The organism is Pseudomonas sp. D5(2026) (assembly GCF_057766845.1).
Genome location: NZ_CM173421.1, coordinates 5,051,353 through 5,077,155, shown reverse-complemented (window position 1 = coordinate 5,077,155; position 25,803 = coordinate 5,051,353). Strand labels below are relative to the sequence as shown.

Genomic DNA, 25,803 nt, shown 5'->3' with positions numbered 1-25,803 from the left:
CTGGATGGGGTAAAGTCATTACCTATCAATTTGGGAGATAGGTTGATGGCCGAGCAGTGGAACCTTGAACAATTGCGTACCTTTCTGCGCGTTGCAGAACTGCGCTCGTTCTCCGCGGTGGCACGTGAGCAGCACAAAGCCCAGTCGGCGATCAGCAGCGCCATCGCGCTGCTCGAAACAGACCTAGGGGTCACCCTGTTCGAGCGCAGCAGCGGCCGGCAACCGAAACTGACTGAAAATGGCAGCGCCTTGCTGGAAGACGCCCGCGAATTGTTACGCCAGTGCGAACGCCTGGATGGCCGCGCCCTGGCCCTGATGCGTGGGCAGGAGGCCTTGCTGCGGGTCGCGCAGGACGAAGCCATGCCATATCAGCCGGTGATCGACAGCCTTGACGAACTGGCTAGCCGCTACCCGTTCCTAGAGGTGCAATTGGCCAGTGGAGCCCAGGGCGATGTGGCGCGCAAGCTGGTGGAGCGGCGCGCCGATCTGGGCCTGTTCTTCCTCCACGAAAGCATCCCGGCTTCCTTGGAACGCCGTGCCTTGGGCAGCGTGGAGATGGTCACGGTGTGCGCGGCCGGCCACCCGCTGGCAGGCGAAGGCCGGGTCACCCGCCAACAATTGGCCCGCCACCGGCAGTTGCTGATCACGCCACAACAAAGCGGTTACCCTGGCGGCGAGGCGATCAGCCCGCAGGTATGGCGTGCCGACAGCTTCTACGCCATGGCCGAACTACTGATGCGCGGCCTGGGCTGGGCCTGGTTACCCCGGCATGTGGTGCAGTACCCGACCTACCAGGCGCACATGGTCGAACTGGACAGCGATTGGCGGCCGCCGGCTTTGGTGGCGGAGCTGGCCTGGCGCCGTGATGAGCCTCTGGGCCCGGCCGCGCAGTGGCTGGCCGAGCGCTTTGCAGTGCACCTTCGCGCGATCGGGTAGAATTCGCCGCCATGAACAGAACTCTCTATACCTTGTTGTTTCACCTGGGCCTGCCGCTGGTTGCGCTGCGCCTGTACCTGCGCGCGCGCAAGGCGCCGGCCTATGGCCAGCGTATCGGCGAGCGTTTTGCTTTCAAGCTGCCGGCCATGCGCCAGGGTGGCATCTGGGTGCATGCGGTATCGGTGGGCGAGAGCATTGCGGCCGCACCCATGGTGCGTGCCTTGCTCAAGGCTTATCCGGAGCTGCCGATCACACTGACCTGCATGACCCCTACCGGCTCTGAACGCATCCGCGCCATGTTCGCCGACGAACCGCGCGTGCAGCATTGCTACCTGCCCTACGACCTGCCTTGGGCGGCGGGGCGTTTTCTCGATCATGTGCAGCCTAAGCTGGGCATCATCATGGAAACCGAGCTTTGGCCCAACCACATTCACCAGTGTGCCAGGCGCGGCATTCCGGTGGCGCTGGCCAATGCGCGCTTGTCCGAGCGCTCGGCCCGTGGCTATGGGCGCTTTGCCAGGCTTACCCGGCCGATGCTGGCCGAGATGAGCCTGATTGCCGTGCAAACCGAAACCGAGGCCCAGCGCTTCCGTGACCTGGGTGCACGCCCTGAGCGCGTGCAAGTCACCGGTTCGATCAAGTTCGACCTGAAGATCGACGAACAGCTGCTGCCGCGCGCCAAGGCATTGCGTGAACAGTGGGGGGGCGGCCAGCGTCCTGTGTGGATCGCCGCCAGCACCCACGAAGGTGAAGATGCCTTGATCCTGCAGGCGCATCGGCAGTTGTTGCAGGTGCATGGCGATGCCTTGCTGATCCTGGTACCGCGCCATCCCGAGCGCTTCAATGCAGTGCATGCGCTGTGCAGCGAGCAGTTCCCCACCGTGCGCCGCTCTGCCGGCACGCTGGTCGATGCGCAAACGCGGGTATTGCTGGGCGACACCATGGGCGAACTGCTGTTTCTGTATGCCCTGGCCGACATTGCCTTCGTCGGTGGCAGCCTGGTGCCGACCGGTGGGCACAATCCGTTGGAGCCTGCGGCGCTGGCCTTGCCGGTGCTCATGGGGCCGCATGTGTTCAACTTCCTCGAAATCAGCGCGATGCTGCGCGAGGCGGGTGCGTTGCAGCAGGTGGATGATGCTGACGGGCTGGCCGGCGCGGTGCGCCGTCTGGTGGAACTGCCGCAGGACGCCCAGCGCATGGGCGAGGCGGGCAGGGCGGTGATGCGGGCCAATCAGGGGGCTTTGCAGCGATTGCTCGAGGGTCTGGGGGCCTTGATCCGCTGATAATCGACATATCCACTCAAAGACCCGGTCTAGAGTGGGTATGTCTGATTCTGGTTATTTATTCCTACGGCGTAAGTTATAACTTCCTACACTGGATTTCTCGCCGTTAGGAAACTTCCTACGAATAGACTTTAAAAGTCAGAAGTGTCACACGCTTGTGTCGGAAGCTTGTAGGACGTTTGTCCTATTGCTTCGGGCTAGTATCGCCTCATGTCCGGTTTTCATAAGAGGTGGCGTGATGGCTGATTTATCTGATGGCAATGCCAACACTATTGAAAGTGGGCTGGTGTGTCTTATCACGCTGGCGCGTTACCATGGTGTTGCCGTCTCTGCCGAGCAGTTGCAGCACGATCATGCAGCAGCGGGTGAGCGTTTCTCTACCTGCACACTACTTCGGGCATTTCAGCAACTTGGCCTCAAGGCCAGACACCGCAGCGTCGATCCGGCCCGGCTGCAGCAGACGCCCTTGCCCGCTATTGCAGTGGATACGCGTGGTGAATACTTCATCATCGCGCGCGTGGAGGGCGAGAAGGTTCTGGTGCAGGACCCCCATTCCCGCGCGCCGCAAGCGCTGACCTTCGCGGAACTGGTGGTGCGCTGGTCGGGAGAACTCATTCTGGTTCGCTCCGATGCCCAGTTGCCCCTCGGGCTGTCACGCTTCGACTTTACCTGGTTCATTCCTGCCCTGGTGAAGTACAGGCGGCTATTTGGCGAAGTGCTCGTGGTTTCCCTGGTCATTCAGATACTGGCTTTGCTGACGCCTTTGTTCTTTCAGGTGGTAATGGACAAAGTCCTGGTGCATCGCGGTTTGACCACGCTGGATGTTATCGCCTTGGGTTTATTGGTCGTCGTTCTGTTTGAAACATTGCTGAGTGGGTTGCGTACCTATGTGGCAGCTCATACAGCGTCAAGAATCGATGTCGAACTGGGTGCAAAACTGTTCAGGCATTTGATCGATCTTCCCACCGCCTATTTTCACGCCAGGCGAGTCGGTGACTCGGTTGCCCGAGTGCGAGAACTGGAGAACATCAGAAGTTTCCTGACCAACAACAGCATCACGCTAGTGCTGGATGTGCTGTTCTCGGTGGTCTTCATCGCTGTCATGTTCCTCTATAGCGGATGGTTGACGCTGGTCGTCGTTGGCTCGCTGCCTTTCTATTTTCTCGTATCCCTGGTCGTTACTCCGCTACTGCGGGCGTTGATTGATCAAAGCTTCCAGCGCGGCGCCGAGAACCAGGCCTTTCTGGTCGAGGCGGTCAACGGCATCGACACACTGAAGTCGATGGCCGTGGAACCTCAGGTGACCCGGCGCTGGAATGATCAGTTGGCCGCTTATGTATCTGCCAGTTTCAAGACCCAGAACCTTTCAAGTCTCGCCAATGAAAGCGTCGGCCTGATCGGCAAGCTGGTCACGGTAGCCACCTTGTGGCTGGGGGCCCGGCTGGTCATCGAAGGCGCACTCACGGTGGGCGAGCTGATCGCCTTCAACATGCTCGCAGGGCGCGTGTCGCAGCCCATCATCCGCCTGGCCCAACTCTGGACCAGCTTCCAGCAGACAGGGGTATCGATTCAACGCCTGGGTGACATTCTCAACACCCGTACCGAGGTCAACCAAGGCAAGGGCACGGTGCTGCCCACACTTGTCGGGCAGATCGAGCTCGATCGTGTGTGTTTTCGCTATCGGCCGGACGGGGGCGAAGTCGTGCGCGACGTCAGCCTGAAGATCGCCGCCGGAGAAGTGATAGGCATTGTAGGTCGCTCGGGGTCAGGCAAGAGCACGCTGACACGCTTGATTCAGCGGCTGTACTCACCCGAGCGGGGGCGGGTACTGCTCGACGGTGCTGACCTGGCGGTAGCCGATGTGGCGTCACTGCGTCGGCAGATCGGTGTGGTGTTGCAGGACAACGTGCTTTTCCGGCGCACCGTGCGCGAGAACATTGCCCTCGGCAACCCAGCGGCACCGCTTGAAGAAGTGATCGCCGCAGCGACGCTGGCGGGTGCTCACGAGTTCATCCTCGAATTACCGGATGGCTACGAAACCCTGATTGGTGAGCACGGCGCCAGCCTGTCGGGTGGGCAGCGACAGCGCATAGCCATCGCCCGAGCGCTGTTCGGCAACCCACGCATCCTCATTTTCGACGAAGCCACCAGTGCACTGGACTATGAGTCCGAACGGATCATCCAGCAAAACATGGCGCGGATTTGCGCGCAGCGCACGGTCATCATCATTGCCCATCGGCTCTCGGCAGTACGCCATGCCGACCGCATCGTGGTCATGGAGCGTGGGCAGATCATCGAGCAAGGGACTCATGATGAGCTGCTGGGTTATCCACAGGGCACCTATGCCTACCTGCATCAACTGCAGCTCGGGGCCGCCGTATGAGTGTGGCGTTCAAGGACCTTGCCGAGCGCTACCGGGATGCGTGGATAACGGCATGGCGAAAGCGCCGGAGCATGGACGGCCCCGTACGTGAGCCCGACGAACTGGCCTTTTTACCTGCGGCACTGTCCTTGCAGGAAACGCCAGTGCATCCCTTGCCGCGCTACCTGCAGTGGAGCCTGCTGATGTTCATCGGGCTGGCGCTCGCCTGGGCTTGCATCGGTGAGATCGATGTCATCGCCAGTGCCGAAGGCAAGATCGTGCCCAGTGGCAGGAGCAAGTTGATACAGGCCAGCGAGGTCGCGGTGGTGCAGTCGATCCACGTCGTCGATGGCCAGCCGGTGCGCAAAGGCGATGTGCTGGTCGAGCTGGAAGGGCAGTTGACCGAGGCTGACATCAAGCGCCTGGGCAGCGAACTGCTGGCTGCACAGATCGACCAGGCCCGCGCCAGCACACTGCTGAGTGCGCTGGACAGCGATGTGGCACCTGCCTCCCTGGCACCATTGATACCGCAGGCCACGGCCGCGCAGCAGGCAGGCGCGCAGCGCTGGCTGGAGGGGCAATACCTGGAGTTGCAGGCCACGCTGGAACAGGCCGATGCCGAAATCGGTCAACGCGCTGCCGAAATCCGTTCCGCCCAGGGCCGGGCTGACGCGCTCCGGCAACTGTTGGTGATCACCCGCCAACTGACGGCGGATTACAAGCTGTTGTTCAGCGAATCGGCCGTGGCCAAGCACACCTACCTGGAAAAGGAGCAGGCCCGCCTGGAGCAGGAACGCGAACTGGCACTCCAGCGCTCGCGCATCGACGAACTGAACGCTGCACGGCTTGCTGCTCAGCACCGCCGCAGCGGTGCCATTGCCCAACTGCGCAGAGCCATGCTCGATCTTCACGGTGAGGCGCAACGGCGCATTGCAACCCTTGAGCAGGAGTTGAACAAGGCCGAGCAGCGGCATCGCCTCAAGGTACTGACATCCCCCGTTGACGGCACCGTCCAGCAGTTGGCGATCCATACACAGGGCGGGGTGGTTACACCCGCGCAGACACTGATGGTCATTGTGCCGACGGGCGAGCCGGTGGAAGTGGAAGTGAAAGTCGAGAACAAAGATATCGGCTTTGTTTTTCCGGGGCAGCACGTGGAAGTGAAGATCGAGACATTCACCTTTACCAGGTATGGCGTTGTACCGGGGGTGGTGGAGAGTATTTCCGATGATGCCATTGAGGATGATAGGCACGGTCTTTTGTATAGCGCTCGAATCAAGTTGGCCAAGGAAGCTTTGCGCGTAGGGGATAACGACTTGCCGTTGACGGCGGGCATGGCTGTGCGTGCAGAAGTGATTGTGGATAGGCGCAGGGTTATCAGTTTCTTCTTGAGTCCCCTGCAGCGGCATGCAAAGGAAAGTCTGAAGGAGCGATAAATGAAATATAAAAATGCGTGCATTGTATATAGGGCGGCTTGGAGCTTACTGCGGATCTGTAGTGCAATAATATTGGCTGGCATGGCGAGTTGCTGTGCTGTCGGTCTCGGTGGTTCAGATGCGTTTGGGGCTGGGAGCAGCACTTCCGTGTTGTGCGAAAGAAATTTTGGAAAAGTTTATGCGTTGTCTGAAGCGCAGTTTGCTTAGTGCCTGATATGGGCAGTCTGGCTCTAGGGAGGGGTGATGATTAGTTTCAGGTATATCTTTCTCTTTGTGAAGGTGCTGTTCGGAAAGCTAATTGCGCTGTGTAGAAGATTTGGTTTGGTGCTGTGGGGTTCTAGCAAATTGTTGTTGTTGCTAAGTGTGGTGTGGTTGTTGGTCTCCATTGTTATTGCCCCGACTTGGGCGCCGAAGAAGCTGACGACCCCTAATCCAATGGTGTGTGGAAAGGTCTCGGGTGTTGTTTATGAGCTCCCTAGGAGGTATGTGATCTATTGGCCTGAGGATGAGGGCAAGAGTTCTTGGGAGCCGGTATTTATAAATATAAAAAAAGGCTGTGGTGCAAACTTGGCGTCACTCTATATGGCAATGAGTTGGCCGGAGATGCAGCCCGTCTCTTACGGTGAGGCGACGTCTTTTCGCTTTGATGGGATATCGGTCGCAATTGGGCCTTGGCTGCATGGGGAAGCAGGGTTGAGAAAAAAGCTCCAGCATTATCTTCGTGAAACACCCGCGGCTCTAGTTAAGGCTAGCAAGCTGAACGAAGATCTCGGACTAAATTTTCTCGAGGGTGTTGATAGTGAATTTCCTAATCGGCGCAAGGGCTTTTTCTGGCTGGAGGCCAAGGGACGCATGCAATACATCGGTTATTGCAACTGGGTGGAACCCAAGGCCAATTACTCGCGTTGCTATTTGAAGTTTTTGATACCCGGCGGGGATGCAATTGTTAATGTGGAGTTTTTATGGGAGAGGTTTGGGGAGTGGCATAACATTGCTTTGGCAGTGGGTGAGTTTTTCATGAATGCTGCGAGGTATCGGGTCGATAAATGATCAGGATGGAAATGTCCGATGTGGAAGAGGCGCGTCAGGCTTAGCGTGATAAGAGGGCAGGCTCTTGTGAGTGTTGATTTTTTGCGGGGTGAGTTGAGGTGTGTGTTTAATAGAATTGAAGAATTGCAAGGCGAGGTGTAAGGCAAGGAGAAGGGAAATGATCAAAGTTAGATTCTGCCCTCTTTTGGTTGCATGTCCGAGAAAGCTTGAAGGAGCGCTAAGTCATTATGAGAAAAATACCATGTTTGTTTTTCCTATGGGTTTGGAGTTTTTTGAGGCTTTGCTCCGCTGTACTCTTGTTGACTCCCGTGCTGGTGATAATAGTTGTGGCTTGGAAAAGCGAACCTTGGAAGCCAGGGGGGGTAAAGTTTGATCCTTTCGTGTGCGGCAGAATTTCAGGGGAAGTGTACAAGTTCTCTAGGTTGTACTTTCCATTTTGGCCAGAATATGAGGGAAAAAGCTCTTTTGATCCTGGCTTTATTTATAACAAAAAAGGCTGTGACGCAAACCTGGTATCTGTATTTTTGTCAATGACCTGGCCAGAGCTCGAGCCGGCGGATGACAGTTTAGTGTTCCGGCAGGGCTTGGAGCATGAGGGGCTGTTGGTCGCAGTGGCCCCGATAACTGCAAGAGAGGGGGATTTACGGCGTCAACTCGAGTTTCTTTTGCGGAAAAGCCCAGCAGAAACAATAACGCTTGCTGAGTACGATGAGTCAAGCAGCCTCTATCGTGTAGAGGCGCGTGACACGATTTTTGAAAATCACAAGAAGCTTATCTATTGGCAGGGTGAGCTCGATGACTTGGCTGCTGTGGGGTATTGCAGCTGGCGCCCGAAAGTGCCGAATTACTATTCGTGCAGAATGACATTTGTAGTGTTTGGAGACGTACTCGTCAAGGTGATAATGCGCCCTGATAAGTTAATGCGGTGGTTGGAAGTGAGGCGCTCAGTGGTCGATTTTTTAATCAATAGCAGAAGATGAGGTGGCAAATGTCGGGGTTGACCAAAGAGGATATAGCGGCTGCACGTAGCATTTTTGAGTCCAAAGGTGTTGGTGATATGTATGACTACATGGCTATGAAGGGGGATCGATATTCCGTACTTGCCAATGGCGTTGCTAAAGGGAACTCCATAGCAGGGTTGGCTGCTATAAATTTCATGAAACGAACTGAGGCGGATGCCGGGCGCCCCATGAGTGAGGCAGATGTTGAAGAAGTAAGATTGGAAATGGGGAGAGCTTATTTGGAGCTTCAAGAGCGCAGGGTGATGGATGGTGCGTTAGATGGTGATCCAAATCATATGGAGGTTTGGGATTTCCATAGTGACGTATTTAAAAGCTTGGGTAGGTCGAAAGATGCCTGGACTTTGAATTCTGTGTTTGAGTTAACCCATCCGGAGCATCGTGAGTCATATTGGAAAAAGGTACTGGATGCGGCGGGAAGCCCGGGTAGTGAGTTTTTGTTGTCCATTCAGACTGATAGTAGAATGGCTTATAGCACTGTAGTGGCACCGGATGATATGCGTGGCATGGCCAAGTACTGGAAATCTCGTATTGATTCGCCGACCGCCATTGCATCGTTTCTTTATTCAATAGGAGAAGTTGCGGGAAATGGCTTGGCCAGTGTGATCTCCGAGCTCGTAGATTCCGAGAACCCTGGGGCTATAGATCCATCCTTGAACATCGAAATCACCCCCACAACCGAATCCCGCCGCGACCTCCAAGGCCAGGACGATATCCGCAATGACGTCTCCAACGGCTACGTCGATCGTCGCCTGACCCACAGTATCGCATTCACCGACAGCACCCTCGACAACACCGACTTCACCTCCGCTCAGTTGGGCAGTTTGGCCACCGGTGGTGTTCGCCCTGGCGAGCTGCAGATCGACCCCAACGTGCGACCCAATCAGCATCTGGCTCAGTTCTATCGTGATGGCAATGAACAACCGGATTTCAGCCTGCGCAATGCCGTGGTACTCAACGGGTTGGCAGCAATGACCACGGTGAACACGTTTGTCGACCCGCTCTTGCTCGACCTCAGCGGCAAGGGCGTTGGTCTGACGGGTATCGAGGAAGGCGTACTGTTCGATATCGATAACAGTGGTTCACTGCGCCGCACCGGCTGGGCAGACCGGCTGACCGGCATGCTGGTGCATGACAACGGTACCGGCCAGGTGAGCAACGTCAGCCAGCTGTTCTCCGAATACTACGGCGGCAAGGCAGGCAGCGACGGCAGCTCTGGTGAAACACCGTTCAAGGATGGCTTCGCCGCCCTGGCAAGTGTCGACGCCAACGCCGATGGCGTCATCAACGTTGAAGACGCCATCTGGGCGCAATTGAAGGTGTGGGTCGATGGCAACCATGACGGGCGTGCCGATGCCGGTGAGCTGAGGGCATTGCAGGAGCATGGCATTAGCCAGATCAGGCTCGGCCAGGTCGAGCCGGTAGGAGAGGTGCGTCAGGGTAACGAGGTCATTTCCCGAGGCGCTTTCACTGTTAATGGTGAGGACCGGGAAGTACTGGCGGTGAGGTTTCTCGCCGATACCGTCGGTAATCGGATCGAGGCCCAGGAGGGTGGCACTCTACTGACTTCGTCAAGCGGGCCCACTTCCCGAAGGGCCTACATCAGCCAGAGTGCTCAAGGCAGCACGCTGGACGCCGCAGCGCTCGGCGTACAGACGCTGTACGGCAGCGCGGGCGATGATGTCTTGACCGCGGCCCCAGGGGGCAGTTGGCTGGTTGGTGGCGGTGGCAGCAACACCTATCACGGCGGGGCGGGCGACGATGTATTCGTGATCAGTGCCAGCGACGATTGGGCGAACATGCAGGGCAATGGTGGGCGCGACACGGCACTGATCGTGGGGGAGCATGGCGTTGGGCTGAACATGGCCAAGGCCGGGCTGACAATTGCGCAAGGCGGGCGGGGTAAGGACATCATCGCCAGCGGCGGTCAACGCGGAGTTTTCATAAAGGGCGGCTCGGGCGACAGCTTGCTGATTGGCGGTGGCGGCAACGATGTGCTGGTTGGCGGTACGGGCCGTAACGACATCATTGGTGGTACCGGCAAGTCGGTGATCTATGCGGGCCCCAAGGGGGATCGCATCCGGGCCTCGGCGGGCGGAAGTATCATTTACGCCGGTGGTGGCGCTGATCAGATTACGGGCGGTGCTGCCGATGACGTGATCGAGGCCGGACGCGGCGATGCCACGATCGACGGAGGCGCGGGCACCAACTTGGTCAGTTTGCATGGTGCTCACGACGAGTACCTGATCACACGTACCGAATCGGGCCACCTGATCACCGACACCGTGGCGGGACGAGATGGCCGTCTGAGCTTGAGCAACATCCAGAAACTCAGCTTCGCCGACATTGCTGCCATCGATCTTCTCGGCGGGGGCGCCATGCCAATCGGCGACAGGCTCTCGCCTGAGCAACTGGCTACATTCGCCACCACTGACACGGCGCTGATAGTCCCTGCAACGGCGCTGCTGGGCAATGACCAGCCACTTGGCAGCAGCGGGCCATTGCGCATCGCCTCAGTCAGCGCTGGCAAGGGTGCAACAGTGCGGCTGAATGAGCAGGGTGATGTGGAGGTCACGCCGTTGCCAGGCCATGACGGTGATGTCAGTTTCCGCTACGACTTGGTCGATGCTGCCGGCAATGCGTCCATGAGTGTGACCGAAGTGGGCAGTGCTGCATCAGCACCCTTGCGGGCAACGGTAACGTTGCGCCATGAACAATCCCCCGCTGACCCGCTGTCGGGGCGGCAGTGGTACCTGGACGAGATCAATGTCGCGCCGGTATGGCGTGACTTCACGGGCAAGGGGGTGAGGATAGGGCAGTTCGAGCCGGGTGGGGAGTTTGCCGTGGCACCGGAAATCTTCGACATCGGGCACCCCGATCTCAAGCCGAATATCGATCCTATCTGGCTACAAACTCAACGCACTAATGGCACGCTGCCCGCTCTGGCGTCCAATCACGCCACTCAAGTGGCTGGGGTCATGGTTGGCGCGCGCAATGATCAAGGAGGGATCGGCATCGCATATGAGGCGAAGATCGGCGGGCACTACCTGGCCAACAAAGGCGATGACCTGACCAATCTGGGGCAAATGGTCAACTACGACATAGCCAACAACAGTTGGGGTTTCAAAACGGACTTCGGACTCACAAATGTTCCAGAAGGAAAAGTCGATACTGCTCTGGCGCTGGCATTCAGCACTACGCTTGCCGCCACCAACGGCCGTGGCGGGCTAGGCACCATCGTCGTCGCCTCTGGTGGCAACCAGCGCCATAAAGGCGGTAATGCACAGGGCTCGCTGACCAACAACAACCGCCACGCCATTGAAGTGGCGGCCATCAATGCAAAGGCAGACCTCTCGGTACTGCAAGCTGCCACGGCACCCTTTTCCAATCCAGGTTCCAGCTTGCTGGTCGCTGCACCGGGGAGCCATGTTTTATCCAGTGGCGTCAGCCTTGAAGCGGAGCGCGGTGCGTCGGTCGGCAGCGCCTACAGCACGACTCAGGGCACCAGTTTCGCCGCGCCGATCGTCTCAGGCGTGGTGGCGTTGATGTTGCAGGCCAACCCGGGGTTGGGTTACCGGGATGTTCAGCAGATCCTCGCACTGTCTGCGCGCAAAGTGGATGACGCATCAACCCAATGGGCTTACAACGCAGGGCGCAATTGGAATGGCGGTGGCATGCACGCCAGCCACGACTATGGCTTTGGCATGATCGACGCCCGCGCCGCGGTGCGCCTTGCCGAGTCCTGGGGGAGCCGGGCGACCAAGGCCAATGAGCGGCTGCTGACAGCCAGCAGTGCACCAGTGGCTCAACAGGTTGCGGCGGGACAGGTTGCGACTTTGTCTTTGACCCTGCCGGCTAATTTGCTGGTGGAGCATGTGGAGGTCGATGTCCACTCGATGGTCGGCCGCCTTGGCGACATGACGCTCACGCTGGTGTCGCCTGGCGGCACGCGCAGCGTACTGCTCGATCGCACAGGCAAGGCGCCGGGCTCTGGTGATGACGATCTGGGCGATTCGCGTTCAGGGGCGTTCAAATATGGGTTCATGTCGACCCATCATCGCGCAGAGCGCTCGGCTGGGGAGTGGAAACTCGAGGTGCGTAATGCTGTTGCTGGCTTACCGTTAACGCTTGATCGCTGGACGCTGCGCCTCGTCGGCAGCCCCGGCACCACCGATGATGTCTATTACTTCACCGACGACTACGCGAACCTGGTGGCAGAAAACCCAGGGCGCGCGAAGCTTGACGATGCCATCAGCGGCACCGCTGGCGGGCGCAATACGTTGAACGCGGCTGCAGTAAGTCGCAGTATCTCGGTGGATCTGGCCAGCGGCAGCGCCAGTATTGCCGGTGCGGCGCTCACCATAACCCCTGGCTCGGTGCAAAACCTTATCAGTGGTGATGGCGACGATACCTTGATTGCCGGGCCCGCCGGGGCATTACTGGATGGTGGCCGTGGGTACAATCTCCTCAAGGGGGGTGAGGGTACCGACCGCTTTGTCATCCACAGGCGTGCAAGCGGTAACGATGTACTCAAGCAGTTCGAGACTTCGCGTGAGGTGATCGACCTGGTCGGCTTTGGTGGTTCAGGGTTTGCTGACTTGCAGATGCAACAGGACGGCAATTCGACTGTGCTCGACCTTGGCAGTGGGCAGAAGCTGACGATTGCGGACACTACGATTGCTGAACTGCGGTCAGCGAACTTCCGTTTCCTTGACGCTTTCACCGCTGCACCAGGTTATTTCGAGGGCAGCCCTGAAGAGCAGACGACCCCGCCTGTCAGCGCAAATGTTCTGCTTACCGGTGGTGCAGGTGGCGTGTCGCTTGCCAGTGACGCATCCGGGCAGTTGGTGGCTTCGTTGGCAGGCACGATATATTCCCCGCCGACGGTTGCGCCCAGCGTGTTTCTGGTGACAAAACAAGAAGGTGTGAGCGATTACAAGAACACCCTTCGGGGGTTCCGACACGGTATCGACAAGATTGACCTGACCCAGGTAGGCATCAGTCGCTTCGAGGATCTGCACGTCAGCAAAGTCCAGCGCTTCAAACTCAATGACTTTGCGCAGATCCACGGTGTAGCCGTTGATACTCAGGCAGTGCCGGGGCAGGAAGGTATTGTGAAGATGCTGTACCTGGATGCGCTCGGAGTTGCGCAGGTGACAGCGGAGGACTTTATCTTTGCGCAGCCGGCAATGGTCACATCTGAAGCGGTTGCCGTGCCAGAGGTTTCAGCCCTTTCCGCAGGGGCGTCGCTGTTTGCTGTCGAGCACTCGCTACCGAACCTGGGGAATCTTGTTGATGCAATGGCTGCGTTCGCCCCTGAACCTGCGGGGCCTGCGCTAATTGGTGATATGTCGGTTCAACGCATCAACTCGACGATTGCCGTAGCCGCCTAGACGTTGTCGTTCAGGGCTGGAGTGATTTTGGAGGCCTATCGCCAGCGAGCCAGCTCCCACAGGTGCATCATGCCTTCAGGCCTGGCACCGTGTGGGAGCGGGCAAGCCCGCGAAGAGTCCAGCCCCTATCTCAAGGCCTGCGCTCGAAGTTCTTGGCCGCTGCTGCCGCCAGGTCCGGTGGCAGGAAGTCCTTGTCCGGGTTGTAGTCAGGTTTCAGGTAGCGCTTCAGGTCCTGCAGGTCTTGCGGGCTCAGGGTGCCGGCTGCCTGCTTCAGGCTCAGGTTGTCGAGAATGTAGTCGTAACGGCTATTGTTGTAGTCGCGCACCGAGGTATACAGCTGGCGCTGGGCATCAAGCACGTCGACGATGTTGCGGGTACCGACCTGGTAGCCGATTTCGGTGGCTTCCAGCGCGCTCTGGTTGGAAATGATCGACTGCTTGCGCGCCTGTACCTGTTCCACATCGGTGTTCACTGCGCGGTGCAGGTTGCGGGTGTTTTCCACGACCTGGCGGCGCAGGCTTTCACGCTGTTGCTCGCTCTGGCTCAGGCGCTGGTAAGCCTCGCGTACCTGCGAGCTGGTCAGGCCGCCGCTGTAGATCGGGATATTCAGTTGCAGGCCAACGCTGGTCTGCTCGACGTCGCCGCTGTAGCGCACCCCCAGTTGCGATGGGTTGGTAAAGCCAAGGCTGTCGTTGTCACCCTTCTGGTACTTGGCCACGGCGTCCAGGGTCGGGGCATGCCCGGCCTTGCGCTGACGCAGGGTCTCTTCTGCGGCAGAAACCGCGTAGTTGGTGGCCAGCAGGTTGAGGTTCTGGCGCCCGGCGGTTTCGACCCAGGCTTTGGCATCGTTGGGCGTTGGCACTTGTACCGGCAGGCTATGTACTACGCCCTGGATAGAGGTGTACTCACGGTTGGTCAGGGTCACCAGGGCCTCGAAGGCATCCTGCACCTGGCGTTCGGCGATGATCCGGTTAGCGCGTGCAGTGTCATAACTGGCTTGGGATTGCAGCACGTCGGTCTTGTCCGAAAGGCCCACGTCGAAACGCTCGTTGGACTGATCCAGCTGGCGCTTGAAGGCCGCTTCCTCTGCCTTGGTGGCGGCCAGGTTGTCCTGGGCGCGGAGGACGGCGAAGTAGTTTTGCGCGGTTTGCAGGATCAGGTTTTGCTCGGTCGCCGACAGCTCCAGTGCTGCCTGTTCGTTGACGGCTTCGGCGGCTTGCAACTGGAACCAGCGATCAGCGCGGAAGATCGGCTGAGCCAAGGTCGCGCTCCAGGAGTTGCCGCTGCGATTGGACGTCATGGACGGCTCGTCCAGCTTGGTGCGGGTGTTCATCATCTCGGCACCGGCCGACAGGTTTGGCAGCAACCCGGCGCGGGCCTGCGGCACCACTTCGCGGCGCGCCCCGTAATCGGCGCGTGCGGCAGCCAGGTCGGCGTTGTTGTCCACTGCCTCCTGGTAGACGCTGACCAGATCGGTCTTGACTGTCGAGGGCACGTCCGCTGCCCAGACCACTCCGTTGGACGCACAAGACACGGCTATCGCCAGTGAGAGTTTGCGCAGCATAGAGGCAATCCTTGTACGAAATTTAATTACTGAACTGTTGAGTATCGAGCGATGGGCCAGTGTAGTGCCATGCGCACCCGGCAACAATCGCTCGGTGTGCCTTTCATCATCCGCGCATTTACCTGCTTGGCTTTGCTGACCACTCCAGTCTAGACTGCGCATGTTCTTGTCGGGGTGCCTTGAAGCAAAGGCTGAGATCGCAGAGGTGCGGATCCCGTTGAACCTGATCAGGTTAGCGCCTGCGTAGGGAACAAGATTGCTCACCTTCCCGGGGAGCCTCTTGTGCCAGGTCCGGGATTGTCACAGCTGCATACAGCTTCATGCACCCCCATATCCGGCACTGCACCCAAAGAGGGTGCGTCCGCGCGTTTCAGGTTCACCCCGACATTCCACTGCTAGGAAGCCGTCAGGAGAGCCTGTGATGACCAAACAAGAAAAAACGATCAACCTCAGCGAATCGGCACAAGTCGATCAGCAGTCCGTACAACCGTTCCCGCGTTCGCGCAAGGTGTATGTCGAAGGCTCGCGCCCGGACATCCGCGTCCCCATGCGTGAAATCAGCCTGGATGACACCCCGACCGATTTCGGCGGCGAGGCCAACGCCCCGGTGCTGGTGTATGACACTTCTGGCCCGTACACCGACCCCGATGTGATCATCGACGTGCGCAAAGGCCTGGCCGATGTGCGTTCGGCTTGGATCGAAGCCCGCGGTGACACCGAGCGCCTGGAAGGCCTGAGCTCCGACTTCGGTCAGCAGCGCCTGAACGATGCAGAGCTGGCCAAGCTGCGTTTCGCCCATGTGCGCAACCCGCGCCGGGCCAAGGCCGGCGCCAACGTCTCGCAGATGCACTATGCCCGTCAGGGCATCATCACCGCCGAGATGGAATACGTGGCCATCCGCGAAAACATGAAGTTACAGGAGGCCCGCGCCGCCGGCCTGCTGAATGAGCAACATGCCGGCCACAGCTTCGGTGCCAACATCCCGAAAGAAATCACCCCTGAATTCGTCCGCCAGGAAATCGCCCGTGGCCGCGCGATCATTCCGGCCAACATCAACCACCCGGAAGTAGAGCCGATGATCATCGGCCGTAACTTCCTGGTGAAGATCAACGGCAACATCGGCAACAGCGCCCTGGGTTCCTCGATCGAGGAAGAGGTGGCCAAGCTGACCTGGGGCATCCGCTGGGGCTCGGACACGGTCATGGACTTGTCCACCGGCAAGCACATCCACGAAACCCGCGAGTGGATCATTCGCAACTCGCCGGTACCGATCGGTACCGTGCCGATCTACCAGGCCCTGGAAAAGGTCAACGGTGTGGCAGAGGACCTGACCTGGGAACTGTTCCGCGACACCCTGATCGAGCAGGCCGAACAGGGCGTGGACTACTTCACCATTCACGCCGGTGTGCTGCTGCGCTATGTGCCCCTGACCGCCAAGCGCGTCACCGGCATCGTCAGCCGTGGTGGCTCGATCATGGCCAAGTGGTGCCTGGCGCACCACAAGGAAAACTTCCTGTACACCCACTTCGACGAAATCTGCGAAATCATGAAGGCCTACGACGTCAGCTTCTCGCTGGGCGACGGCCTGCGCCCTGGCTCGATTGCCGACGCCAACGACGCGGCGCAATTCGGTGAGCTGGAAACCCTCGGCGAGCTGACCAAGATTGCCTGGAAGCACGACGTGCAATGCATGATCGAAGGCCCCGGCCACGTGCCGATGCAATTGATCAAAGAGAACATGGACAAGCAGCTGGAGTGCTGCGACGAGGCGCCGTTCTACACCCTCGGCCCACTGACCACCGATATCGCGCCGGGTTACGACCACATCACCTCGGGCATTGGTGCGGCGATGATCGGCTGGTTCGGTTGCGCCATGCTCTGCTACGTAACGCCGAAGGAGCACCTGGGCCTGCCGAACAAGGACGACGTCAAGACCGGCATCATCACCTACAAGATCGCCGCGCATGCCGCCGACCTTGCCAAGGGCCACCCGGGTGCACAGATCCGCGACAACGCCTTGTCCAAGGCGCGTTTCGAGTTCCGTTGGGAAGACCAGTTCAACCTGGGCCTCGACCCGGACACCGCCCGTGCTTTCCATGACGAGACTCTGCCGAAGGAATCGGCCAAGGTCGCGCACTTCTGCTCGATGTGCGGGCCGAAGTTCTGCTCGATGAAGATCACCCAGGAAGTGCGTGAGTACGCTGCCAAGATCGAGGCCGTGGATGTGACGGTCGAGCAAGGCATGCGTGAGCAGGCCGAGCGGTTCCGCCAGGAAGGCAGCCAGCTGTACCACAAAGTCTAAACCGCAGCACCTTACCCTGTGGGAGCGGGCTTGCCCGCGAAGCAAGCACTGCGGTGCATGGCACCGGCTTTGCCGGTGTTCGCGGGCAAGCCCGCTCCCACAGGGTGGTGCATGCCACTCACCATCATTCCTGCGGACATGACAATGACATCACCCAGCCAGTTCTCTCCCGACCATCCAATCCCCATCCAGCAGCGCATCTTCGGTGCTCGCGACCTGTTTTCATTGTGGTTTTCCCTCGGCATCGGCCTGATGGTGCTGCAGGTCGGTGCCATGCTGGCGCCAGGCCTGGGCCTTGCTGGCGCAGTGCTGGCCATCGCCCTGGGCACCGGTGTCGGTGTGCTGTTGCTGGGCGCCGCCGGGGTTATCGGCAGCGACACCGGCCTGTCTGCCATGGGCACCCTGAAACTTAGCCTGGGCAGCCATGGCGCGCGCTTGCCGGCGCTGCTCAACTTGCTGCAACTGGTGGGTTGGGGCGCCTTCGAGATCATCGTCATGCGCGATGCCGCCAGCTTGCTGGGGGCGCGGGCGTTCGGTGAGGAGAGTGCCTGGAACAGCCCCATGCTCTGGACCCTGTGTTTTGGTGCCCTGGCCACCCTGTTGGCCGTCAGCGGGCCACTGGCCTTCGTGCGCAAGGTGTTGCGCGCCTGGGGTATCTGGTTGTTGCTGGGCGCTTGCCTGTGGCTGACCTGGAACCTGTTCGCCAAGGCCGACCTGGCCGAACTGTGGAACCGTGCCGGGGATGGTTCGATGTCGCTGGCGGTTGGCTTCGATATCGTCATCGCCATGCCGCTGTCCTGGCTGCCGCTGATCGCTGACTACTCGCGCTTTGCCCGCAATGGCAAGCATGTGTTCGGCGGCACGGTCGTTGGCTACTTCATTGGCAACACCTGGCTGATGAGCCTGGGCGTGGCCTACACGCTGGCGTTCGCCGCCAGTGGCGAAGTCAATGCGCTGTTGCTGGCCCTGGCGGGCGCCGGTATGGGGATCCCGCTGCTGCTAATTCTGCTGGACGAGTCGGAAAAGGCCTTCGCCGACATCCACTCGGCGGCGGTTTCCACCGGTGTGCTTATACCGCTGAAGGTCGAGCACCTGGCGTTGGCCATCGGCGTGTTGTGCACCCTGATCGCCCTGTTGGCGCCACTGGCACAGTACGAAAACTTCCTGTTGCTGATCGGTTCGGTGTTCGCGCCGCTGTTCGGCGTGGTGCTGATGGACCACTACGTGGTCCGTCGACGCCGTCTGCCAGCGCAGGTCAATGGCTTGCACTGGCAGGCGTTGGTGGCCTGGTTTGCCGGGGCGGTGGCCTATCACCTGATTGCCGCCAAGGCGCCGGAACTGGGCGCGACCCTGCCAGCATTGCTGCTGGCAGGTGTGCTGCATGGGTTACTGAGCCTCAGCCGCGGCCGGGAAACAGTTCAGGCTTGAGTACGCCATTCAGGCGCGGGTAGGGGATCTTCAGTTCCACGTGGCCCATGGAGTAGGGCGCGATGGCATAGACCTCGTACTTGACCACTACCGCGCCGTACGTCAGAGCGACGTGCGGCGATTTCTTGAATGGCCAGGTCTTGACGAACTCGGCATCCTTGTCCATGCCCACGCTCATCAGCCAGGCGCGGTGCGATTCTTCGACGGTTTTCCAGAAGGTGTCTTCCTGGCCGGGCACCAGCATGTCCTGCAGGGTCAGCACCTTGTCCAGCTTGCGTGAATAGTTGATGAAGCCGCGCCCGGGCATGCCGTGGGCGCCACCGCTGTCCAGGTAGCTGGACAACTCGATGATCACCAACCCGTCATGCTGTTCGCGTACCTTGGCTTGCAAGTAGCTGCTGTTACGTTTGTCGGCACTGGCCAGATATTGCTGTTCGTAGGCCTGCAGGGTGGCTGGTGCGGTGCCATGCTGATTGTCTTCGGTCAGTTGCAGCAGGCGTTTTTCGACGATGCCGTCGAGCTTGGGCAGGGCTGGGAAGTGGATCATGTCGATGTTCACCAGCGGGCAGTCGCTCTCGCTGCAGCCGGGTTTGACATGCTCCCAGGCGTCGCGCTTGACCTCGAGCGGGGCCCGGTAGTTGGGCGTGAACAGGCTCTGGCAGGCGCCCAGAGCGAGTGCCAGCACGGCCACGGAAGTCAGTTTGACAAGTGTCATGATGATCCTTGCAGAACAGGGAAAAGTCGGCCTTTGACCGTCTGCGCGGCCTTCAGTTCGCCACTAAGCTAACAGAGTGAAGGGCTGCTGTCCCGAGTGCGCCAGCGGTTGCTGGAAAGGGATGAAACCAACAGGCGTGCGGAGTAGGATGGCGCGAAGCAGTATTCGAGGTAATGAGGATTTCCATGTCAGACGCGTTGAACGCTGTGCCCAAGGGCTTCGAAATCATCGAGCGGGCCAATTGCTTCCAGGGCTTTTACAAGCTCGACAAGTTACGCCTGCGTCACGAGCTATTTGCCGGTGGCATGGGGCGCGAGATCAGTCGCGAGCTGTTTGTGCGCCACGATGCGGTATGCGTGCTGCCTTACGACCCTGCGCGCGATGAAGTGGTGCTGATCGAACAGTTCCGCGTGGGCGCACTGGACAAGGTCGCCAACCCTTGGCTGATCGAGATGGTTGCCGGGCTGATCGACAAAGACGAGCAGCCCGAGGAAGTCGCCCATCGCGAGGCCGAAGAAGAAGCAGGCCTGACGTTCAGCGCCCTGTGGCCGATGACCCGCTACTTCCCGTCGCCAGGTGGCAGTGACGAATACGTTCACCTGTTCCTCGGCCGTTGCAGCAGCGAGGGCGCGGGAGGGCTGCATGGCCTGGAAGAGGAGGGCGAAGACATTCGCGTACGCGTGTGGTCGTTCGAGGATGCCCTGCAGGCGGTGCGCGACGGGCGCATCTGCAACGCGGCAACCATTATTGGCCTGCAATGGCTTGCGCTGAACCGTGACGAAGTAAGAGGTATGTGGAAGTGAACCTGCTGCGCGAGCGCTATCGAGTCGACCTGGTCGGGCTGCAGGCAGCCTGCGAGGCCAACTACGCCCGGCTGATGCGCTTGCTGCCCGACATGCGCACCACCCAAAGCTCGCGCCGCATCGGCATGACCCAGGGTGATCAGATGCTCGGCGTGCTGGTGCTCGACGTGGTGCTGGCCTGCCCGTACACCACCACCCTGCATGTGCGCCAGGAACACAGTCTGCCGTGGTTGCCAGTCCCGCACCTGGAAGTGCAGGTGTATCACGATGCGCGCATGGCCGAAGTGGTCAGTGCCGAACACACCCGGCGCCTGCGCAGCATCTATCCGTATCCAAACGACGCCATGCACCAGCCGGACGAAAAGGCCCAGCTCAACCTGTTCCTGGGTGAGTGGCTCAGTCACTGCCTGGCCTGCGGCCACGAATTGGCAAGTGTTCGCTGAATTGTGACGTGAGTCGGTTGCGGGTGTTTGCTCGTCACCGTCGCCCAGCCATAATTCCCGCTGAATCCATTCGAGGAGATGGCCGTTGTTGCCGCCAGACCAATCCCGTCCTGTGCACGTGGTGCAACTGACCGATGCCCACCTGTTCGCCGACCCGGCTGGCAGCATGCTGGGCCTCAATACCCGCGACAGCCTGCGCCACGTGGTGGCCCAGGTGCGACGCGAGCAGCCACTTGTCGACTTGCTGCTGTGCACGGGCGACCTGTCCCAGGATGCCAGCGTGGCATCCTATGAAGCGTTTCGTGAGCTGACCGCACCGTTTGCCGTACCCACCCGCTGGTTGCCGGGCAACCATGACGAGGCTCAGGTGATGGCGCAGGTGGCGCCGGAGCTGGTGCAGGCGGTGACCGATATTGGCGCATGGCGGGTGGTCATGCTCAACACCGCCGTGCACGGTGCTACCCACGGGTTTCTGCAAGATGACCAGCTGGCCGTGCTGGAAGCCGCCTTGAAAGAGGCTGGTGAGCGGCATTGCCTGGTGTGCTTCCACCATCAGCCAGTGGACATCGGCTGCGCCTGGATCGCGCCGATCGGCTTGCGCAATGCCCAGGCGCTGTTCGATATCGTTGAGGGATATCCACAGGTACGGGCTTTGCTATGGGGGCATGTGCACCAGGAATGGGATGAGGTCCGAGAGGGGCGGCGCCTGCTGGCCACACCGTCGACCTGTATTCAGTTCGCGGCGCGCAGCGAGGGCTTCCAGGTGAGCGAAGAGCATCCGGGGTACCGCTGGTTGCGCCTGCATGCCGATGGGCGGCTGGAGACCGGGGTGGAGCGGGCGGTGGATTTCGAGGTGCAGCTCGACTTCGACAGCCCAGGGTATTGAGCAGGCCACGTCAGCCTGCCGGAAAATTATTGCGAAATCCGTGGCACTGCGTCAAAACCCGGCGAACGCGCTACACTGCGCGTCCCTGCGCCCGCATTATCAGGCGCGAAGCCACAGATTCCGGGGGCAGCATGTCGGGTTCCATCCTCTATATCCATGGCTTCAACAGCTCACCGCTTTCGACCAAGGCGCGTCAGCTGGAGGCAGTCATGCAGCAGCTCGGCCTGGCCGACCAGTTGCGAGTGCCGGCCCTGCACCACCACCCACGGCAAGCCATGGCCCAGCTCGAAGCGGCCATCGCCGAACTGGGTGCGCCACTGCTGGTGGGCAGTTCGCTCGGCGGCTACTATGCCACCCATCTGGCCGAGCGCCATGGCCTCAAGGCCCTTCTGGTCAACCCGGCGGTAACCCCACACAAGCATTTCGACGGTTACCTGGGCACCCAGCGCAATCATTACAGTGGTGAAACCTGGGAGCTGACCCACGATCATGTGCAGGCCCTGGCCGAACTGGAAGTCGCGGCCCCGGCCGATGCCGACCGCTATCAAGTGTGGCTGCAGACCGCCGATGAAACCCTGGACTACCGACACGCCGAGCGCTATTACCGTGCTTGTGCACTGCGTATCCAGGCCGGTGGCGACCACAGCTTCCAGGGCTTCGCCGAGCGCATGCCGGCACTGCTGGCCTTCGCCGGCATTGCCCGTGGGCAGTATGCGGCGCTCGATTTTTCTGTATTTTGACTTTTTTGCATTCACCAGACTGACGACGAGACCCTATGGCCAATCCCAGCGCTAGCGCCTATAACGCAGACGCCATCGAAGTCCTCTCGGGCCTTGATCCGGTCCGCAAGCGGCCGGGCATGTACACCGACACCAGCCGCCCCAACCACCTGGCCCAGGAAGTCATCGACAACAGTGTCGACGAAGCACTGGCCGGCCACGCGCGTTCGGTGCAGGTCATCCTGCATGCCGATCATTCGCTGGAAGTCAGCGACGACGGCCGCGGCATGCCGGTGGACATCCATCCGGAAGAGGGCGTGTCCGGGGTCGAGCTGATCCTCACCAAGCTGCACGCCGGCGGCAAGTTCTCCAACAAGAACTATCAGTTTTCCGGTGGCCTGCACGGGGTGGGTATCTCGGTGGTCAACGCCCTGTCGACCCAGGTGCGCGTACGCGTCAAACGTGACGGCAACGAATACCAGATGACCTTTGCCGATGGCTTCAAGGCCAGCGAGCTGGAAGTGGTCGGCTCGGTCGGCAAGCGCAACACCGGCACCAGCGTGTACTTCAGCCCCGACCCGAAGTACTTCGACTCGCCCAAGTTCTCCATCAGCCGCCTCAAGCACGTGCTCAAGGCCAAGGCGGTACTGTGCCCAGGGCTGCTGGTCAGCTTCGAGGACAAGGCCAGCGGCGAAAAGGTCGAATGGCACTACGAAGATGGTCTGCGCTCTTATCTGGTCGACTCGGTCAACGAATTCCAGCGCCTGCCCGACGAGCCGTTCTGTGGCAGCCTGGCGGGCAACAAGGAAGCGGTTGACTGGGCTTTGCTGTGGCTGCCCGAAGGCGGCGACAGCATTCAGGAAAGCTACGTCAACCTGATCCCCACCGCCCAGGGCGGCACCCACGTCAACGGCTTGCGCCAAGGCTTGCTGGATGCCATGCGTGAGTTCTGCGAGTTCCGCAACTTGCTGCCGCGCGGGGTGAAGCTGGCGCCGGAAGACGTTTGGGAGCGCATCACCTTCGTACTGTCGATGAAGATGCAGGACCCGCAGTTCTCCGGGCAGACCAAAGAGCGCCTGTCATCACGCGAGGCGGCCGCATTTGTCTCCGGTGTGGTCAAGGACGCTTTCAGCCTGTGGCTCAACGCCCACCCCGAGCTGGGCATGCAACTGGCAGAACTGGCCATCAGCAACGCCGGGCGCCGCCTCAAAGCCAGCAAGAAGGTCGAGCGCAAGCGCATCACCCAAGGCCCGGCATTGCCCGGCAAGCTGGCCGATTGTGCGGGCCAGGACCCGATGCGTGCCGAGTTGTTCCTGGTCGAGGGTGACTCGGCCGGTGGTTCGGCCAAGCAGGCGCGGGACAAGGAATTCCAGGCCATCCTGCCGCTGCGCGGCAAGATCCTCAACACCTGGGAAGTGGACGGTGGCGAAGTCCTGGCCAGCCAGGAAGTGCACAACATTGCCGTGGCCATCGGCGTCGATCCGGGTGCAACCGATCTTGCGCAACTGCGCTATGGCAAGATCTGCATCCTCGCCGACGCTGACTCCGACGGCCTGCACATCGCCACACTGCTGTGTGCGCTGTTTGTTCAACACTTCCGGGCACTGGTCGAGGCTGGGCATGTTTACGTGGCCATGCCGCCCCTGTACCGCATCGACCTGGGCAAGGAAATCTACTACGCCCTCGACGAAGCCGAGCGTGACGGCATCCTCGACCGCCTGGTGGCCGAGAAGAAGCGCGGCAAGCCGCAGGTAACACGCTTCAAGGGCCTGGGCGAGATGAACCCGCCGCAGTTGCGCGAAACCACCATGGACCCGAACACCCGACGGCTGGTGCAGTTGACCCTGGACGACGTAGAGGCCACCTGCGAGCTGATGGACAAGCTGCTGGCCAAGAAGCGCGCCGGCGACCGCAAGAGCTGGCTGGAAACCAAGGGCAACCTGGCCGAGGTCATGGTTTGATTCGGCAAGTATTTGCCGTTTGCCTGGCGCTGGTTGCCCTGCCTTGCCTGGCGGGCAACTGGCCAGAGCTGAAGATGCAAGCCGAGCACCCGATCGACGGTATGCGCGGTGGCAACCTGTCTGGTCTGGTGGAATGCCGGGGCGGGCTGTGGGGTGTGTCCGACCGTGACGACGACCGCATCTACCGCTTCGATCAGCAGAACCCCACCTGGCGCGCGCAGCCGCTCACCTTCACCCCGCCAACTGTCCCGGAAAGCGGCCTGCCATGGGGGTTGAAGTCACGCAACTGGGCGGCATCGTTCATTCGCGGTGGCGAGCTGGATTTCGAAGGCATCACCTGTGATCAGGCGGGTAACCTCTATCTGGTCAGCGAGGCGCATGCCGCGGTACTGCAATTGCCGCTGGAAGGTGAGCCGGACTGGTTGAGGATAGACTCGGCCATGGTGCGCCAGGCCCGGGCAAGCGGCATGCTGCTGAACTTCAATGCCCTGTTCGAAGGCGTGGCGATCAACCCGGCGGGTGACCGCCTGTGGCTGGCCGCCGAGCGTGAGCGCCGTGGCCTGGTGGCCATTGAGCGCCGGCAATCGGTATGGACCTGCGGGCGCAGTTGCGTGCTGCTGAGCGAGGCCGGGGTCGAGATGCAACCGGAGCAAATGCCCAATGCCAGTGCGCTGTCGCGCGACTTCGCTGACCTGGCCTGGTTCGAGGGCAAGCTGTTTACCCTTGAACGTAACGCTTACCGGGTGTGCCGGCGTGATGCCGACAGTGGCAAGGTCGAGCGTTGCTGGTCGTTCGCTGCTGATGCGCTGGTCGAGTCACGGCGCTACGCGCAGCCGTTTGGCCTTGCCGAAGCACTGGTGATCGATGCCAAGGGTGCCTGGATTGGCCTGGACAACAACAACAGCGCCCGCGCCGATGGCGAAACCCGCCCGGTCGTCTGGCGCTTCGACGCCCCGCAAGGCGGCTGGAGCGCCAAACCATGAGCCAGGCGCCGGGCAAGCGCGCGGGCAGGGTGCTGATGATCGTCGCCTGGGCGGCGGCGCTGTTTCTTGCCACGCGCTTTTTCGGCCAGTGGGAAGACAGCCAGCGTAACCCCAATAGCCAGGTGCAATCCGAGCATGGTGCAGGCTTTATCGAAGTGCGCCTGCTGAGTAATGGCCAGGGCCACTTCGTGGTGGATGGTGCCATCAACGGCCAGGTGGTGCATTTCATGCTCGACACCGGCGCCACCGACGTGGCGATCCCCGAGGCGTTGGCTCATGAACTGAGCCTGGAGCGCGGTAGCCCGGTGCTACTGAGCACCGCCAACGGCCGCACCGAAGGCTACCGCACGCGCCTGGCCAGCCTGCAACTGGGCGATATCCGCCTGCAGAACGTACGCGCCATCGTGGTGCCGGGCCTGGACGGGCCCACCGTACTGCTGGGCATGAGTGCCCTGCAACAACTTGAATTTACCCAGCGCGGTGGCACCATGCTGCTGCGCCAGAACCTGAAATAATGACG

At 60.4% G+C, this 25,803-nt stretch carries 18 protein-coding genes and 1 riboswitch; of the genes, 16 read left to right on the top strand and 2 right to left on the bottom strand.

All coding sequences use genetic code 11. The annotated features are described in order from the left end of the window. Window positions 1–45: 45 nt before the first annotated feature. The 7 genes from AC3B5Q_RS23460 (at window position 46) to AC3B5Q_RS23430 (ending at window position 13,479) form a co-directional block, all read left to right on the top strand. Window positions 46–936: a LysR family transcriptional regulator gene (locus AC3B5Q_RS23460; protein ID WP_021783849.1), complete on the top strand. Its 891-nt coding sequence runs from the start codon at window positions 46–48 to the stop codon at window positions 934–936. Between the two features lie 11 nt (window positions 937–947). Further along, on the top strand, window positions 948–2,219 hold the full coding sequence (gene waaA, locus AC3B5Q_RS23455) for a lipid IV(A) 3-deoxy-D-manno-octulosonic acid transferase (RefSeq protein WP_021783850.1): 1,272 nt from the start codon (window positions 948–950) through the stop codon (window positions 2,217–2,219). A 238-nt stretch (window positions 2,220–2,457) separates the two neighbouring features. Then, window positions 2,458–4,602: a type I secretion system permease/ATPase gene (locus AC3B5Q_RS23450; protein WP_488392758.1), complete on the top strand. Its 2,145-nt coding sequence runs from the start codon at window positions 2,458–2,460 to the stop codon at window positions 4,600–4,602. Beyond that, complete coding sequence (locus AC3B5Q_RS23445) at window positions 4,599–6,017, top strand: HlyD family type I secretion periplasmic adaptor subunit (protein WP_488392757.1); 1,419 nt, start codon at window positions 4,599–4,601, stop codon at window positions 6,015–6,017. Before AC3B5Q_RS23450 ends, AC3B5Q_RS23445 begins: the two co-directional genes overlap by 4 nt. A 243-nt stretch (window positions 6,018–6,260) precedes the next feature. Then, complete coding sequence (locus tag AC3B5Q_RS23440) at window positions 6,261–7,067, top strand: hypothetical protein (protein WP_392525998.1); 807 nt, start codon at window positions 6,261–6,263, stop codon at window positions 7,065–7,067. A gap of 326 nt (window positions 7,068–7,393) precedes the next feature. After that, on the top strand, window positions 7,394–8,047 hold the full coding sequence (locus tag AC3B5Q_RS23435) for a hypothetical protein (protein ID WP_146048236.1): 654 nt from the start codon (window positions 7,394–7,396) through the stop codon (window positions 8,045–8,047). A 77-nt stretch (window positions 8,048–8,124) separates the two neighbouring features. Next, a complete protein-coding gene (locus tag AC3B5Q_RS23430; protein WP_521759108.1) occupies window positions 8,125–13,479 on the top strand; it encodes an SPM autocatalytic domain-containing protein in 5,355 nt (1,784 codons plus the stop codon). A gap of 130 nt (window positions 13,480–13,609) precedes the next feature. Here AC3B5Q_RS23430 and AC3B5Q_RS23425 read toward each other — a convergent pair whose 3' ends face one another. Beyond that, window positions 13,610–15,043, bottom strand: coding sequence for a TolC family outer membrane protein (locus tag AC3B5Q_RS23425; protein ID WP_021783855.1), 1,434 nt, complete (start codon window positions 15,041–15,043; stop codon window positions 13,610–13,612). Window positions 15,044–15,203: 160 nt separating this feature from the next. Continuing rightward, window positions 15,204–15,310: riboswitch (TPP riboswitch) on the top strand. 154 nt (window positions 15,311–15,464) lie between these two features. Here AC3B5Q_RS23425 and thiC point away from each other — a divergent pair. Both thiC and cytX read left to right on the top strand, forming a co-directional pair. Then, window positions 15,465–17,345 carry a phosphomethylpyrimidine synthase ThiC gene (thiC, locus tag AC3B5Q_RS23420; RefSeq protein ID WP_021783856.1) on the top strand — a complete coding sequence of 627 codons (1,881 nt, stop codon included), beginning with the start codon at window positions 15,465–15,467 and terminating at the stop codon, window positions 17,343–17,345. A 144-nt stretch (window positions 17,346–17,489) separates the two neighbouring features. Next, window positions 17,490–18,773: a putative hydroxymethylpyrimidine transporter CytX gene (gene cytX / locus AC3B5Q_RS23415; protein WP_021783857.1), complete on the top strand. Its 1,284-nt coding sequence runs from the start codon at window positions 17,490–17,492 to the stop codon at window positions 18,771–18,773. Here the strand turns inward: cytX and AC3B5Q_RS23410 are convergent. Beyond that, on the bottom strand, window positions 18,742–19,488 hold the full coding sequence (locus AC3B5Q_RS23410) for an RsiV family protein (protein ID WP_003249476.1): 747 nt from the start codon (window positions 19,486–19,488) through the stop codon (window positions 18,742–18,744). The two genes, cytX and AC3B5Q_RS23410, sit on opposite strands and share 32 nt — an antisense overlap. Window positions 19,489–19,673: 185 nt before the next feature. On the opposite strand from AC3B5Q_RS23410, the gene AC3B5Q_RS23405 reads away from it, so the two are divergent. The 7 genes from AC3B5Q_RS23405 (at window position 19,674) to AC3B5Q_RS23375 (ending at window position 25,798) form a co-directional block, all read left to right on the top strand. Beyond that, window positions 19,674–20,291 (top strand): NUDIX domain-containing protein, encoded by a 618-nt coding sequence (locus tag AC3B5Q_RS23405; RefSeq protein ID WP_021783858.1) that lies wholly within the window; start codon window positions 19,674–19,676, stop codon window positions 20,289–20,291. Beyond that, a complete protein-coding gene (locus tag AC3B5Q_RS23400; RefSeq protein ID WP_003249480.1) occupies window positions 20,282–20,734 on the top strand; it encodes a DUF1249 domain-containing protein in 453 nt (150 codons plus the stop codon). Before AC3B5Q_RS23405 ends, AC3B5Q_RS23400 begins: the two co-directional genes overlap by 10 nt. Window positions 20,735–20,819: 85 nt before the next feature. Further along, complete coding sequence (cpdA, locus tag AC3B5Q_RS23395) at window positions 20,820–21,620, top strand: 3',5'-cyclic-AMP phosphodiesterase (protein WP_031322453.1); 801 nt, start codon at window positions 20,820–20,822, stop codon at window positions 21,618–21,620. Between the two features lie 131 nt (window positions 21,621–21,751). Then, window positions 21,752–22,360, top strand: coding sequence for a YqiA/YcfP family alpha/beta fold hydrolase (locus AC3B5Q_RS23390; RefSeq protein ID WP_021783860.1), 609 nt, complete (start codon window positions 21,752–21,754; stop codon window positions 22,358–22,360). 35 nt (window positions 22,361–22,395) lie between these two features. Next, window positions 22,396–24,300, top strand: coding sequence for a DNA topoisomerase IV subunit B (gene parE, locus AC3B5Q_RS23385; protein ID WP_003249486.1), 1,905 nt, complete (start codon window positions 22,396–22,398; stop codon window positions 24,298–24,300). After that, a complete protein-coding gene (locus AC3B5Q_RS23380) occupies window positions 24,297–25,283 on the top strand; it encodes an esterase-like activity of phytase family protein (protein WP_101196352.1) in 987 nt (328 codons plus the stop codon). Before parE ends, AC3B5Q_RS23380 begins: the two co-directional genes overlap by 4 nt. Further along, complete coding sequence (locus tag AC3B5Q_RS23375) at window positions 25,280–25,798, top strand: retropepsin-like aspartic protease family protein (protein WP_021783862.1); 519 nt, start codon at window positions 25,280–25,282, stop codon at window positions 25,796–25,798. The genes AC3B5Q_RS23380 and AC3B5Q_RS23375 overlap by 4 nt, the downstream gene beginning before the upstream one ends. Window positions 25,799–25,803: the final 5 nt, after the last annotated feature.